We start from the raw sequence: 15,805 nt of genomic DNA on the forward strand, positions 1-15,805 counted from the left end.
TTATCCGTGCTTTAGAATCCGTACAATCTGCGAAATCCGTGGCTAAAAAACGTTTCGGGTTATACTATCTAAAGTTTATACGATAGCTAATTCCCCCTTTTATCCAGATACCCGGTTGAGGAATATTCCCAATATCATAATAAGCACGATTCAGCACATTATTAGCTTCTGCAAAAACAGCGTACTTAGGATGATTCCAGAATAGCTTTACATCTAACAGGCAATAAGACGGGTAAGGAATAAGTTTTTCGGTAGCCGTCAGATTTATATATTCCTGATAACTACCCATCCGTTTCTGCCAACGAAATCCCCAGGATGCATGTAACTTATTCCATATATGGTGTTCCAATCGAGCCACAAATTTATGGCGTAAATACTCAAGGGCGTAGTTCGATTTATAGATTTCCGTTTTATCATGACGTTCCTGATAAATATAGGTATATGCTACGGAAAGAGTATTTATAAAACAGTTCTCTCCCCATTTACGACGTGGGTTCATAACTAAAGAAGTTTCCACGCCCATGTTATCTAATTTAAAATTAGCGGAATGAAATAATTCATCATTCTCGGTGTACTTTACCCAGTCTATCATATTCTTACCTTTATGGTAAAATCCGCTAATGCTTGCATCTATCAATTCATTTCTGTATTTCGCACCTAAATTAAACGCTTGCGTTTCTTCGGGTTTCAGATTATTATTGCCTTCGATAACTGCACTCGTGTAATATAGATCAAAGAAAGTAGGCATACGTAATGCTTTATTCCATGAAGCGTAAATTTTCCATTGGGGAGCCGGACGATAGGAAACATCAATACCCGGATAAAGGCGATATTTATGATCCAACCCCGTATTCATATTAGCCATTACTCCCATTGAGATGGTTAAATCCCGTAATAGAATATTGTGTTCCAGGTAATAGCCAATGTTTGTACGATTGTCCTTTTGAGTAAAATAGATGCCCTCTTCACCGGGAACTTTTACGTATTCATCTTCATGCAATCTCTTTCCTGAATTTGTACTTAAGATGCCCTCATTACGGAACTCGGCACCGAAAGCCGTTTTACCAATTACAGAGTTAAAATAAGCATTCAGGTTTACTCCATAGATATCATTCAGATGGAAGTTTTCACCGTTTTTCGATCCGCTAATCCCTCTTATCAATTGATAATGATCGTGCATCCTGTTCCAATAAAGAGTAGGTGCAAAACGTAACTTACCTTTTGTTTCGGCTTGTACAGATGCAGAGTAACGTCTTAACTCTTCATACTGATTGTTATACTTAGCCGAATAATAGGTATTGGCTCCATACTTTGTATCACTCATACCTAACTGCCAACGGATATCTACCTCGCGGGAAGTATAAGTACCTTGATAATAAGTACGTTTTACGGCGAAATCGCTGTTCTTTTGATCTCCATCGGCACGATGATAGCCTCCGGATAGTTGATTACTGAGTGCACCTTTGGTATAATTTACCCGCGCTCCTGTACCCAAAAGTCCGTAACTCCCTCCCATTACATTGGCGGAAACATGACTCTGGCGGTCGTTGCGAGTAACAATATTGATGGCACCTGTAAAGGCAGAGGTTCCAAACACACGAGCAGCCGGTCCTTCAAGGACTTCAATTCGCTCAATATCTTGCATGGAAACCGGAAAGTCGGCCGTGTTGTGGCCTGTTTGGGGATTGGTGAAGTTTACCCCATTGAGAAGAATAGTAACTTGATCAAAGGTTCCTCCGCGTACTGAGATGTCGGTCTGGATACCAAATTCGCCCCGCTGGCGAACATCCACTCCCGTAACATACTCAAGGAGGTCGTTAATACTGTGTACTGCCGCCGCTTGAATGTCATTGCGGGTAAGTACAGTTACCATTTTGGCCGACTGTGCTTCAGTCAGCGGAACGCGTGTGCCCGTCACTTCAACCTCTTCCAACTCATAGTTTTCGATTTGAGCTTTGGTAGTGTTCTGTGCAGATAAAGTGTCGACATTGGCAAAGCCTAAAGTGGCTGTAGTCAATACACCAATACAGAACTCCTTCCTAAAACTCAAACTAACGAAAGCAGAGTAAGCCTTGCGGTTGAACTGTTTCCAACGGAAAACGCGTTGCTTGGTTAACTTGTTTTCTTTCATTAAAAAATTGTTTTAGTTAAAAATCCGGGGGCAAATGTATATAAAAATAAGGATTTATAAGCAAGTCGAATAAAAATAATATTGAACACAGAGACACGGAGATACAGAGATTATATTAAAACCTCTGTGTCTTCGTGTCTCTGTGTTCAATTTATTTATAGAGGAAAGATAGCATTATTCCTTGCAATTTGTTTTCTTTGCAAAAAGAAATGAAATGTTGAAGTTTTTAAAAGACTGGACTCTTCCAGTAGCTATGCTGGCAGGAATTATTGGATTCCCTTTATTCAGCAAATTGACTTTTCTTACACCGGCATTGATTTTTATTATGCTGCTGTTGACTTTTAGTAAGATTAGGCCTCAAGACTTGAAGCCTAAGCCATTACATATCTGGTTAATAGTTATACAAGTCATTGCTGCCCCCCTTGCCTATTTGCTATTACGTGGAGTGAATGAAATCCTCGCCCAAGCTATTATGGTTTGCCTGATATGCCCTACTGCAACCTCGGCTGCTGTAATTACATCTAAACTTGGAGGAAGTGCTGCAAGTGTATCTACTTATACATTTCTCATTAATATAGTTGTTTCTATGATCGTTCCGATCATGTTTCCTTTGATAGAATCGCATCCGGAAATAAGCTTCTTTCAATCCTTCTCTATTATCTTGTATAGAGTATTCTTGTTATTGATTTGTCCATTGATTGCTGCCTGGTTAATACAACTCCTTCTGCCAAAGGTGCACAAGACTATTTCAAACATGCCCGACCTCGCCTTTTATCTGTGGGCTTTGGCATTAACAATTGTCACGGCGCAAATTATTTCTTCTTTCTCCGACTATTCTGCGGGATGGGAAACAGCTGTCTACGTATGCATAGGCACTTTTATAGTTTGTTGTCTTCAATTCTTTGTAGGTAAAACATTGGGAAGTGTTTATAACGATCGAATCAGTGGTGGGCAATCTTTAGGACAGAAGAATACGATTCTGGCTATCTGGATGGCTCATACTTATCTAAACCCCATAGCAGCAGTAGGTCCCGGCTTTTATGTATTGTGGCAGAACATAGTGAACTCCTGGCAATTATGGAAGAAGCGGAAAAGAGATGGTAAATAAAAGGTAGGTAGAGGATTAAGTCCTAAAATAATTTATCAATCACTAAATTCATAGTAAATATAACATTTGGTTTTGAGGTTTTAACCATAGAATTACTACTTTTGTTTATTCATTCTTCAAAAGTATGCGGAAACTTCTTTTTATCCTATTAATTTTATGTCTTTCTCCTGCCTTTTACTCGATAAACAAGGAGAATAGCGAAATGCTGCAAAAGCTAAATGCCGACTCTGACATAGAGAGGCTTTACTATGAAATGAACCTGAATAAAACCATTAATTATTCAGCCTTTGAACAAGCCATGAAAGGCTACTATCAAATTAAAAAAAAGAAGAAAGAGATTCTTACGCTGATTGATTTCAGTAAACCTTCTACAGAAGAACGACTTTTTGTACTCGATATTAAAGCTCAAAAGCTTCTCCACTCTTCATTGGTTTCTCACGGAAAAAACAGTGGAGGACTATATGCCACCTCTTTCTCTAACCGAAATGGTTCTTTCCAAAGCTCATTGGGTTTTTATCTCACTGAAAATACGTATACCGGAAAAAACGGTTATTCGCTGATTCTGGAAGGGCTGGAAAAAGGAATCAACGACAAAGCCAAAGAGAGAGCCATTGTTGTGCACGGTGCCCCCTACTCCAACCCTTCGGTGATTGCTTCATCCGGACGTTTGGGGAGAAGTTTAGGTTGCCCGGCTCTTCCTGAAAATGTAAGCAGAGAGATTATCAACACCATTAAAGGCGGTTCTCTTCTTTTTATTTATGCAAAAGATAAAAAGTACCTTTCACAAAGCCCTATCTTTAGGAATCGGAAGCCAGTAGCATAGTTCTTTTCTTACGGCCGTTCCAATATGTTCGCACGGCCGCAACACAATTTTCGCACGGCCGTGGAAATATATTGAAACGGCCGCAAGAATTTCTTCCAGCGGCCGTAATAAGAGTTAGATAAGTACTTAGTAAGATTTATAGCTCTATTGAATCAAAGTTATACCCTTCTGCTATTATATTAAAGTTCTTAGGTGCATTTGCCGGCATATCGAGCTTAATGGTTCTCTTCTCACCGGGTATTAGGTTGATGTATCCTTCTGAGAAATAAGCCGGTAATATTATTTCGCCGGTCGATTTATCTTTGGCATTCAATTTAACGGCTACCGCAAGCTCACTCGACACATTTTGTAGTTCATAAACCAGCGTTGAACCTTTTCCTGCCTTTTTCACCAATTTCAACATGGGTTTGCCTAAACTATTCAATTCTTGGTTTGCTTGCATATCACCCCAGTTTTTCCAATAATCATTGGTTGAAAGAACTCTCCCTTTACTATCTTTTAATTCCAAACGAGCCAATGTATAAGGAGTATCTTCTATTTTCAATTCAGGGATAAAACAATCTACTTTCGAATTGGCAGGTACATTATATCTTTCTGATTTCGTGTAATAGGCTTTACCGGAGGTATTATAATAGCGTACAGTTAAAGTCATATTCTTATAAGCCTGACGGGTAGAATTCACTATCACAATTTTATCATCAGGCATATTCATCTGAACATGAACAGGTTCCTGCGCTTTCTTTGCCCCAAAGTACGAACCCGGAGTTTCATAATCATACGTATAAGTTTGCCATGTCATGCTGGGCCATGCCGGGTGACTCATCCACATAATCAATCCGGTAGTATTATCCCACATCCGGCTGTTCCATGATTCAATCATCGCTCTCCAGGTATTATAAGTAATCATCTGTGCTTTCTTGGCAAACTCATCCATACTGCTTGATTCCCCATAGCTGTTCACAGCATCCATAAAGTCATGGAAGAAATGGGTGGTATGGTGTAAGTCATGATATGCCCATACATCATTGATTGGCCATAAATCTTCGGGTGCTATAAATTTACGAATCGTGTTTGCCGTAGGAATAGCCTGTGCTCCGAATTCGGTATTGAATCCTTCTGCATATTGAGTAAAGTAGCGCGATTGATCTTTAATATATCCATAAGGACCGCTATTTATGGCATTCAAGAAACGGGAATTACCATGATAATGACGGGTAGGATCTTCTTTGGCCATCATTCTTGCTAATCGGGGTTCCATGCCCTGAGGTGCATATCCTTCATTACGCGGACACCATAAAGCAATGGAAGGATGTGTTCTGAAACGGCGAACCACGTCGGTGGCATTTTTCATAAACAAATCATAATCGTTAGGTTCTACGGTATCATCTGTAGTAATCCAAAAGTCATTCCAAACCAACATACCGTATTCATCTGCCAATTCATAGAACAATTCTTCTGTAGTTTCTCCTACCCAATTGCGAATCAGATTAAAGTTAGCGTCTTTATGTAGTTTGAAGTAGGGCTCCATTCTTTCGTGAGATACGCGCTTCATGCCATCGTCCATTCCAAATGTTCCTCCTTTAATGAATATGCGCACCCCATTTACGCGGAATACGAAGTATTGACCTACAGGATCATCATTAGATAATTGTTCGAAGATAGCATCTTCGTCTACATTATTATATAAGGTGGGAATGGTTCTTTTTTGTTTTGGATTACCAACAAGAACTACTTTTTCATAATCGAATATCGGTTGGTTCTTATTATCCACATCTACGGGTGTATAGGCTACCCTATGATCTCCTTTGGCGGGTGTATGAATCATTAACTCGTATGATAATTCACGAATACCGAAGCGCATCTTCTTTAAGTCCGAAAATCCCGCATTTGTGTTTGCTTGCAATTCGAGATGGTACAGATTAGGCTGCCCATAACCATTTGGCCACCACAACCGAGGATTCTTAATAGTTAATTCCTTGAAGCTTATAGGATCGAATACTAATTCCTTTTCCTCATGAGCATTCAGTGTATATGGCATGTTAATGTTTACACCTTCGAATTTAGCAGATACGGTTCCTGAAACTGAACGGTTCGTTACATTCTTGAGCGGAGTAACAATTTTAACTGTAGCCTGGGTTGTATCAGGCAAAGCCAAATTGGTAATGATTTGAGGATCACCAATGGTAACATCGCCTCCTACCTTTAAACGAACATCCTGCCAGATACCAGTGTTACGATCGCGAATCCCCGGAATCCAGTCCCAACCAATGGAAGCGATGAAGGTAGGGCCGTCAAGACTTAACTGACCGCCATTTAATCCTTGTCCGGCCAACATAGATTGTTCGTGAGAGATACCCGGATTATCAGGAGGAGAAACCAACAGAGCTAATATATTTTTTCCATTGGGTTTTAATAAAGAAGTAACATCGTATTCGCCACGAATAAAGGCTCCGGTCATGTTACCCAGTTTCTTTCCATTCAAGAAGATCTCTGCTCTGTAATTTATACCATTAAATAACAAACGTACTTTTTGATTAGCTGCATCTGCCGGTGTATCAAAACTTACACGATACCACCATTTGGTATATGCAAGCGTATCGGGGATAGCCATGTTATTAAGTCCGAAGTACGGATCAGGGAATTCTCCCTGATTAACCAAAGTAGTTAATACAGTTCCGGGAACGGTTGCATTATACCAGTCTTTGGTATCAAAACCAGTACTAAATATAGATTCCTTTGATTCAATAACTTGGGTGGAAGTGCCTAATTCCCATCCATCAGTAATAATCCATTCGCCTTGCTGAACCGGAATTAGTTTGGTAGGAATGTTTTGTTTGGCTTTACGGGTAGCTGTTTGAAAAGGTGCTTTTCCGTGTGGCATTAAACTATCTGGTTGGCTTTGTTTCATGCCGTCCCAGAGTTTGGTTAGTCCTGTTTTCCCCATCATGGTTTGGGCCTTCATGGTTAAAGGACTAAACAATAGGGCTAATAACAAAGAATAAAAAATAAAGTAATTACGTTTCTTCATGAGGTTTTCAATATGAATATTAGTGATGGCAAAGATACATATTGGTATTTTTCTTCCCAAAGAAAAAGTTGAAAATATAATATGAACACAGAGGTACAGAGACACAGAGTAATTGTTTTTCAGTAAATTAAAAACCTCTGTGTCTCTGTACCTCTGTGTTCAAATCTAAATAGCTTACTGACAAACTCCCTACACGAACTTCTCCCTCTTCTGCAAATTCAAAGACCCTATCATCAGCCACACAACTCCTGCCGTGAATAGGAATATTCTACTTTTAACGACTATGCCTTCCCATATTAACGGATGTATTTCTCTGGGAGCAGAGAATGGATTAAGCATGATGTTCCAGAAGGAGTTTCGTATAAAATCCATATTGATAACGATAAGTAAGCCTATGGCCAGAATAATCATCAATACCGCTGTTCCGTTTCCACTACGGGTAATAGTTGAGAACATAAAAGCCATGTTACCAAAAAATAAGATTGGAAACATCAACTGTATGGACATTTCGAATGGATTGACGGGAAACAGCAATAAGGTAGCCACATAAGAGAAGAAGATAACAGCTACATATACAATCAGGTAGATCATGAGTAGCCTTATCCCCCACACTTTATACCTATAATTCGGAATACCAAACAGGATTTCCAAAATACGGTTATCTTCATCGTTCTGAATACCAAAAACCGTAGGGTAAAATATAAGTAGCAAACTCGGGAAAATAAGCATATCATAGATAATTCCTTCATTTACTTCGCTACGGTTCCATGCATTCTGAAACATAAAAAACGCCAGAAACCCAAAAGCTGCCAGAAAGAACCAAATGAACTTACCGGCAAAAATAATTTTCATATTATACTTTATCAGTTTGGGTATGATAGAGAAAACTTGTCCAAGCGTCATGACTTCATTTTTTTTAATTCATGTTCTTTAATAAACACAGATAGGCATCTTCCAGGTTGGCTTCCACCTGTACAGCTCCTTCGTATGGTTGTTCATAAGAAAGATAACGTACCTGAATAATGTTCTCATCCTGCATGTGATGAATAACCATCGACTTATCCAATACTTTTTCGAATTCGGTTTTATCAATAGTAAACGACCACACTTTACCTGTTGCCATATTTACCATATCAATCGGATCGCCAAAATATTTCAGATCTCCTTTGTTAACTACCACCACCTGATTACAAGAGCTGGAAATATCTTCAATAATATGAGTAGAGAAGATTACGATTCGTTCTTTGCTTAACTCTACCAGTAAGTTACGGAATCGAATACGTTCACGAGGATCAAGTCCTGCGGTTGGTTCATCTACTATCAGGATACGAGGAAGGTGAAGCAATATCAATGCAATACCGATACGTTGTTTCATCCCTCCGGAGAAAGATCCAATTTTCGCATCCTTCCGTTCGTACATGTGTACCGACTTCAATACGTATTCAATACGTTCTTCGCGAACTTTCTTATCTGTAATTCCTTTCAGGATAGCCTGATAATCAAGGAACTCCCAAGAAGACATATTCTCATAAGTACCAAACTCTTGTGGAAGGAACCCAATCAATCCCTGCAATTCTTCCCGATATATGCGGCTATCCAGACCATTAATCCAGATACTTCCGTAACTCTGTTCAAGGATACCGCAGATAATACGCATCATAGTAGACTTTCCGGCTCCATTGGGTCCCAACAATCCGAACATTCCGGTTTTAATCTCAAAAGAAACACCCCGCAATGCCTTAAATGGTTTACGTTGCTTACCAATTAGAGGAATACTTTTTACCATACGGAAATACGGACGTTTAAAGCCTGCAAAGCGTCCTTGCACCCGTTCAATATTTATTTCCTTATTATAAAGGTATTGAGAGGTTACATAAATAGCAATACAGAAAGCCCAAAGAACGCCAACACCAATCACAAATTTGGGGTTATCCATTCTCATCAACATCATAAACCAAATGATGGGAGGTATACTCCAAAAGATAATTCGATTGATGTTCTTTACAGTCTTACTTTCGGCAGACTTGAAGTAAAGGTATGTACGTATCTTCCTCCAAAGATTTAGAGTCAATGCATAGACTACAAAGGATAACAGGAAGAACCAAAGTTTACTATTTATAAAAAAGTAAGTGAAATATATGAGGAATCCAAATAGAGCAAACTCCCAAATCGTATTCCTGAAATCTTTCAATGAATGATATTCGGTGCTTAACCCCAGTCTCTTACGGATGTTCAATCCACTCTTCCACTGGCGACTGAAACGTCCGGGCCAATCATATATTTTCACCAGGTTGCGTACAGTAATGCGAATCTCTTCATCCGGATTCACCACCTCGGCATTTGCCCGGCGCAGACTGGTTTGTATGAAATAAGTAACACCCGGAATCAAGGCTGTCAATGCTACCAGGTAGATAGATTGCCAGAGCATACCATCGGCATACAGATAGATAGCCAACACTCCAACCACATAAATAACCAAATGCAATGCCCACAATTTACGAGAAAGTGAACGATACCATTGAAGTGTATTCTCAAGCCCCATACAAACAGTTGGAATAAACACCAAGGTGAGAATAGCTGAAAAAGCCAATCCACCAATTACCGTAATAGCGAATGGAGCACCAATAGCACCTGAGTATTCGGAATCTCCCATAGCCAAAGGCATCATGGCAATAATGGTGGTAATGGAAGTAATCAGGATTGGACGAATACGAGATAAACCCGCCATCATCAATGATCTGTTTCTCCGATATCCCCGTTTGCGTAAGATGTTCGAATAATCAATGAGGATAATACCGTTATTCACCACTACTCCCAATAAAATGAGAAAACCGGTTAACGTATTGGCATTTAACAGACTATTACTTGTCAGTAATAAAGCCAACAAAGAACCAATAGCTGCCAAAGGTATGGTAAACAGCAATACAAAAGGAGTAGATATTGATTCAAACACGGACGCCAGAATCATGAATATCAATATAAACGCCGCAAATATCAAGAACTTAAAGTCTGCAAATTGATCTTCTTCATGAAATACTTCCACGGCTACACCAGCCGGAAGATTGTAAGTAGCCATAAAGTCATCAATATCTGCACGATATGCTTCCAATAAGGTTTTAGAAGATTCTGCATTACGCGAAAAGCTGTAGAATACCTCCAACTGTTTATCTTGGTTTACACGCATAATCCGCGATCTTCCTCTTCCATAATTGATAGAAGCTAAATCACTCAAGTCATGTAGCCCTCCTTCCGCATTTTGTATTTGTACGGCTTTCAAGTCATCTACATTCTTCTCCCTCTTCAACAGTTCCTCTTCTTCTTCCGTTTGAGGAGTATTGGAACGAATGATGATATCATAAGAGTCGTCTCCAATCTTAAGATTAGTTCCGGATGAGAACTCATTATTCAGCGAAGAAAGTCCGGAAGATATATTATTTCTCGTTATATTGTAAGTAGTTAAGAGGATGGGATCAAAATCCAATCGCAATTCAGCTTGTCTTCCTGTATAAGAAACCCAGGAACCTCTGATAAACTCTTGTTCATTTACAAAATAGCGTATATCTTCGGCTACGAGTTGCATCATATCATAATCGGAGCCTTTCACAACAATACGTTCGCGGTTATCTCCAATTCCCATCATGCGCATAAAGTTACCAAGCCCACTCATGGCAGCAGAGGCTCCACCTCCTCCACCGGAAGCTTCGGCAATGTATATATCGGCTCTCCCGGTATTTGACAGTTTGCCTTGAACATCGGCTTTAATATCAGCAATGTTTCGTTTACTTATTTTCTGATAGTCTTCCTGCAAAACCAATGTTAAGACTGCCTCCGACTCCCGAATACGACAGATGAGTTCTTTCTTTTCCGGAAACTCTTCCAATCGTTCTTCCATTACCTTCACAATAGCATCTGTGTTTTCGAGGGTGCTTCCTCTGGGCATAGTAACATAAATATTGAAACGATCGGAGTTAACATCCTTCATTTGCTGCACATTGAGCGTAATAGAAAGTATCAGTGTTACAAATAATACGATAACGGCTCCAAAGATTGTAACTCCCGGATTCCTCATGGCTGTCTTCAACAATACCAAATAGATCTGTATAGGACGCTGAGTGATGGATATCTTTTCATAGAAAACACTGTTTCCATTCTTCTTCTTTAAAATCACATACGTTACCATAGGTACAAACAGCAAAGCAACAACCAATGATATAAGTAAAGTAGAAATAATGGATACACCAATATGATGCCCTATGAGTTTTATCAAAAAATTATCCGAGAAGATAAAAGGAAGAAATACAGTAACCGTAGTCAATGTGGCAGCTACAATAGACCTCCAAACCTCTTTAGTACCTTGAAGCACAGAGCGTTCGGGTGTTTCACCGGCTCCGGATAAACGATAGATATTCTCCAAGACGACGACACTATTATCCAGCAACATCCCCACAGCCAAGGCCATCCCTACCAATGTTAAACTATTGATGGTAATACCAAAAGCATAAAAGAAATTGAAAGCAGTATATACGGAGATAGGTATGGATAAAGCTATCAGAAACACTAATCTTAGATTCTTCAAGAAAAGCCATAAAATAAGAATGGCCAATAATCCCCCGGTAATTGCCAGATTAATAATTTCATTGATATTCTTTTCCATCACTTCGGCTGTATTCTCTTGAACAACAATCTCTACATCGTACAGAGCCAGCTTCTCATTTAGTTTATCAATCGCATCGACAGCCCTGTGAGATAATTCAATCAAGTTGGCTTGAGAATCATTTGTCAGCGCTACCGAAATAGCATCTTTTCCATTTACACGGCTATAAGATGTTTCCTCTTTCAAATCAAAGAAAACGGTGGCAATATCTTTCAAATGAATGGGCCCCGGAGCAACCACAATGTTCTCAAGATCGGAAACCTGTGTATATAAAGAATTTACATGTACAAAGAACTTTCCATCGGGTTCGTTGCTGTAACCTACAAATGCTTTTTCCTGAGTATTCTGAGATAATGTGTTACTGATACCTGCCGGAGTCAGATTCAATGCTTTACACATATCAGGGTCCAGTTGTATTTCAATGGCTCTTTCACGTCCTCCGTATATGTTTACGGAAGCAACTCCGTCTATGTTTTCCAACTCCGGACGGACTTCTCTATCCACTACATTCCTAACACGATCCACTCCTCCGGACCCGCGCACTTGCAGTGTAATAAAGTTATTTGCCATTTGGGCCACATCAACTTTCTGTACACGAACATCAAAACCTTCCGGTAAAGTAGAAGCCACTTCAGCAATCTTTTCCTCCAACTTAAGCGAAGTAATCTTAAAATTCACATTGCTTTTAAAATCAATGCGTATATTTGATTGCCTGTTATCTATATTCGATTGAATCTTATCAACTCCTCCAATGGCGCTTATAGCTCCTTCCAAAGGAATAACCACTTCCGACTCTACGTAAGAGGGATCCATATCCTGAGAGGAAGAAACCTGAACAAACAAAGTCGGGAGTTCCGCGTTGGGCAATAATTCAACTGGCAGTTGCTTATAAGACACATACCCAAGCAGGGTAAGTGCAATAAACAACATGCTAATTGTTATTCTTCTATGAAGTACAAAATCCATTCTCCCTTACTTTTTTAGTATCTTATTCTTTGTTTGCTCCAATATGTAATATACACACGGAATCACCATCAAACTCATTAGAGTAGAAGTTATCAAACCACCAATCACAGCAATAGCCATCGGAGAACGCAAAGACGCTCCCTCTCCAAAACTGAGAGCCAATGGAACCAATGCCAAAACAGTAGTCAAGGTAGTCATGATAATAGGGCGAATACGTTGCTGACCAGCCTGTACAATCGCTTCGACTAATTCCATACCACCGTTTTTCAGTTGATTGATGCGGTCTACAAGAATAATTGAGTTATTCACAGCAATTCCCACTAACATAACAATACCGATAACTCCCATAATATTAATGGTAGTACCTGTGACGAAGAACAGTAGAATTGCTCCAACCACAGCCAAAGGTATAGTCAGCAATATAGTGAAAGGATGCAATAAGGATTCAAACTGAGAAGCCAGCACCATATATACCAGTATCACAGAAAGTATCAATGCAAACATTAAACTATTCATTGACTCTTGTCTTTTCTCTTCTTCCCCTGTAACAGTAATTGAATAATTAAGCGGAAGTTCGATGTCTTTTACAGCTACTCGAATATCCTGAGCAGCTTTATCCAACGACACCTTAGAGTCTATGTTAGCCAATATTTTACTGATTCTATTTTGATTTCTTCTAAATATCTCTTTGGGCGCATTGGAATGTTCAAGAGTTGCAATTTCCTGCAAACGGAATTTCTGCTCACCGCTCTTGATTATCAAGTTGTTCAAAGCTGCAAGATTTACATCGGGAAGTTTAATCACGATATCGCGCATCTCGCCTCTGTATTCCATCTTACCTGCTTCTTTTCCGCTTAATTGTTGTTTCAATTGTTCAATGACGGTACCCACACTTAAATTATTAATTCCTGCCATGGTGCGATCTATGGAAACAATAACTTCAGGAGCTCCATCTTCGGTAGAAGTCATGATGTTAAAGAGTCCATCTACTTGCATCATCCTGTCTCTTACTTCCTGGGTAATCTTTGCTATTTCATTTAAGTCTTCACCTTTTACCTCTACTACTATAGGAGCATCTTCGCCACCTAAAATATTACTTAGTGAGTTTTCTTCTTGTTTAATGGTAAGTTCTAATACACCGGGGTTTTCAGCAGCGGCTATCAAATGCTCAATAACGTATTCGGGAGATACAGGGCTACTCTTTGAAAGATTCACCTTCATTGTAGCTGTGTTTTCTCCTTCAAAGATTGAATTTTCGGAGTTACTTCCTGTACCCACATGGCTGTATACGGTACATAGAGAATCACCGGAAATGGAATAAATAAGCTCTTCGAGGGTTGCCACAGCATCAGAAGTACGTTCTAATTGTGTTCCTTCCGGAAGTTTTACCTGTACGGAAAAACTTCTTCCCTCTGTTCGTGGCATATATTCAGTACCGATGAAAGGAAGACAGAAAAGCGACAAAACGATGAGCAATAATGATATTCCAATAACCACCCAACGACGATTGATTAACTTACGAAGTGTTTTGGTATATCCGGTTATTTGAAGCGACTTCTTATCCTCTACCACATTCTTTTTACTTCCCATTTGTTTATACAACATAGGAATAACCAGAATAGCCACAAATAAAGAAGATACCAAAGAGAATGTTACCGTCCATGCCTGGTCTTTAAACATTTCGCCGGTAGCACCATGAAGATATACTATCGGCAGGAATACAACAATGGTGGTAAGCGTAGATGCGATAACGGCTCCTGCAACCTCAGAAGTTCCTGTAATGGCCGCCTCTTTTATACTCATCCCTTTCTCCTGATTCCTGAATATACTTTCAATTACCACAATCGCATTATCAACTAACATACCGGCTCCTAAGGCAAGTCCTCCCAGAGTCATGATATTCAATGTTAACCCATTAAAGAACATCAAGTTGAAAGTAGCAACAATGGAAATAGGAATAGCCAAACTGACAATTAACGTTGTGCCAATTCGGCGTAAGAATATAAACAGAACAACAACAGCCAGAATAACTCCCAGGATGGCACTTTCTTTTACATCATCTATAGAGCTTTTGATGAATGTTCCCTGATTGGTAATAATCTTAAAATTATATCCGGGTAATGCTTGTTCAATAGCCGTAAGTTGTTTGCTAACCACATCCACCACTTTCACCGTATTGAAACGCATTTCTTTATACACAGAAAGGCCAATACTTCTTTCTCCATTGATGCGAACGATGTTTTCGGGTCTTGCATTCTCAAATCTAACAGTAGCTACTTCTTTTAATAATACCGGTGCCTTGTTTTGATTTGTCGATTCAGATCCTTCTGTTAGGGTTTCTACAGGTTTGTAGCCAACAATAAGGTTCTCAAAATCAACTTCCTGAGTAAAACCGCTGTTACTTTTTACCAAATATTGAATACCCAACTCCGAAACCCGTCCACCGGAAATACTTTGATTGTTGGCTTCAATCTTCGAAACAATCTCATCAATATTCAGTTTAAAAGCCTCTAACTTATAAGGATCGGTATGAATGAATAATGAAGTAACCTCATCACCCGAAAGAGTAACATCGGCCACCCCTTCCAAACGAATTAGCTCATTGCGAATATAGCTTTCGGCCACTTTGCGTAATTCGGACATATCCTTAATGGTTCGGTGCGACAATCCCACCAGAATTACAGGAGAAGTATTAGGATCATGTTGCGTAATCTTAAACTCTGTAATATCCGGATTTTGAGAAAAGGCACTCATTGCTTTCTGCAGATCGAGAAAAGCTTCATCCATATCTTTTCGCCAAGTATATTCCACAGTTACACGTGCCGAACCGGCTTTTATTATGGAAGAAACCTGTGTAACATCGCTCTGGCGAATAGCCATCGACTCTATGTTCTTTACAAATTGTTTTTCTATTTCCTCGGGAGGACGTTCTCCTGCTTTTATTTCTATAAACAGGCGCGGATTATTCAAATCAGGCAGCAAGTCTACACTTAACTGATCGTATGATATTTTACCCAATAACAAAATAGCAAGTATAACCATACTAATTGTTACCGGATTACTAACCGCAAATTTTACAATATTCTTCATCGGTC

At 39.4% G+C, this 15,805-nt stretch carries 7 protein-coding genes; 2 read left to right on the top strand and 5 right to left on the bottom strand.

From position 1 onward, the window contains the following. Positions 1-64: 64 nt before the first annotated feature. Entirely contained in the window at positions 65-2,131 is a 2,067-nt protein-coding gene (locus D0T60_RS04485) for a TonB-dependent siderophore receptor (RefSeq protein WP_163216952.1), read from the bottom strand. Between the two features lie 214 nt (positions 2,132-2,345). On the opposite strand from D0T60_RS04485, the gene D0T60_RS04490 reads away from it, so the two are divergent. Both D0T60_RS04490 and D0T60_RS04495 read left to right on the top strand, forming a co-directional pair. Then, positions 2,346-3,239 (top strand): bile acid:sodium symporter family protein, encoded by an 894-nt coding sequence (locus D0T60_RS04490; protein ID WP_163216953.1) that lies wholly within the window; start codon positions 2,346-2,348, stop codon positions 3,237-3,239. 124 nt (positions 3,240-3,363) lie between these two features. Next, complete coding sequence (locus D0T60_RS04495; RefSeq protein WP_163216954.1) at positions 3,364-4,062, top strand: murein L,D-transpeptidase catalytic domain family protein; 699 nt, start codon at positions 3,364-3,366, stop codon at positions 4,060-4,062. 136 nt (positions 4,063-4,198) lie between these two features. Here D0T60_RS04495 and D0T60_RS04500 read toward each other — a convergent pair whose 3' ends face one another. The 4 genes from D0T60_RS04500 to D0T60_RS04515 all read right to left on the bottom strand — a co-directional run bounded on the left by D0T60_RS04500 (position 4,199) and on the right by D0T60_RS04515 (position 15,800). Further along, positions 4,199-7,090 carry a glycoside hydrolase family 2 protein gene (locus D0T60_RS04500; protein WP_163216955.1) on the bottom strand — a complete coding sequence of 964 codons (2,892 nt, stop codon included), beginning with the start codon at positions 7,088-7,090 and terminating at the stop codon, positions 4,199-4,201. Positions 7,091-7,279: 189 nt separating this feature from the next. Further along, entirely contained in the window at positions 7,280-7,993 is a 714-nt protein-coding gene (locus tag D0T60_RS04505; RefSeq protein WP_163216956.1) for a hypothetical protein, read from the bottom strand. Positions 7,994-8,006: 13 nt separating this feature from the next. Then, positions 8,007-12,710, bottom strand: a complete 4,704-nt coding sequence (locus D0T60_RS04510) for an efflux RND transporter permease subunit (RefSeq protein ID WP_163216957.1) — start codon at positions 12,708-12,710, stop codon at positions 8,007-8,009. Positions 12,711-12,716: 6 nt separating this feature from the next. Next, the gene (locus D0T60_RS04515; RefSeq protein WP_163216958.1) at positions 12,717-15,800 is read right to left on the bottom strand and encodes an efflux RND transporter permease subunit; all 3,084 of its coding nucleotides are present in this window, start codon (positions 15,798-15,800) and stop codon (positions 12,717-12,719) included. Positions 15,801-15,805: the final 5 nt, after the last annotated feature.

The organism is Bacteroides sp. 224 (assembly GCF_010500995.1).
GTDB lineage: Bacteria > Bacteroidota > Bacteroidia > Bacteroidales > Bacteroidaceae > Bacteroides.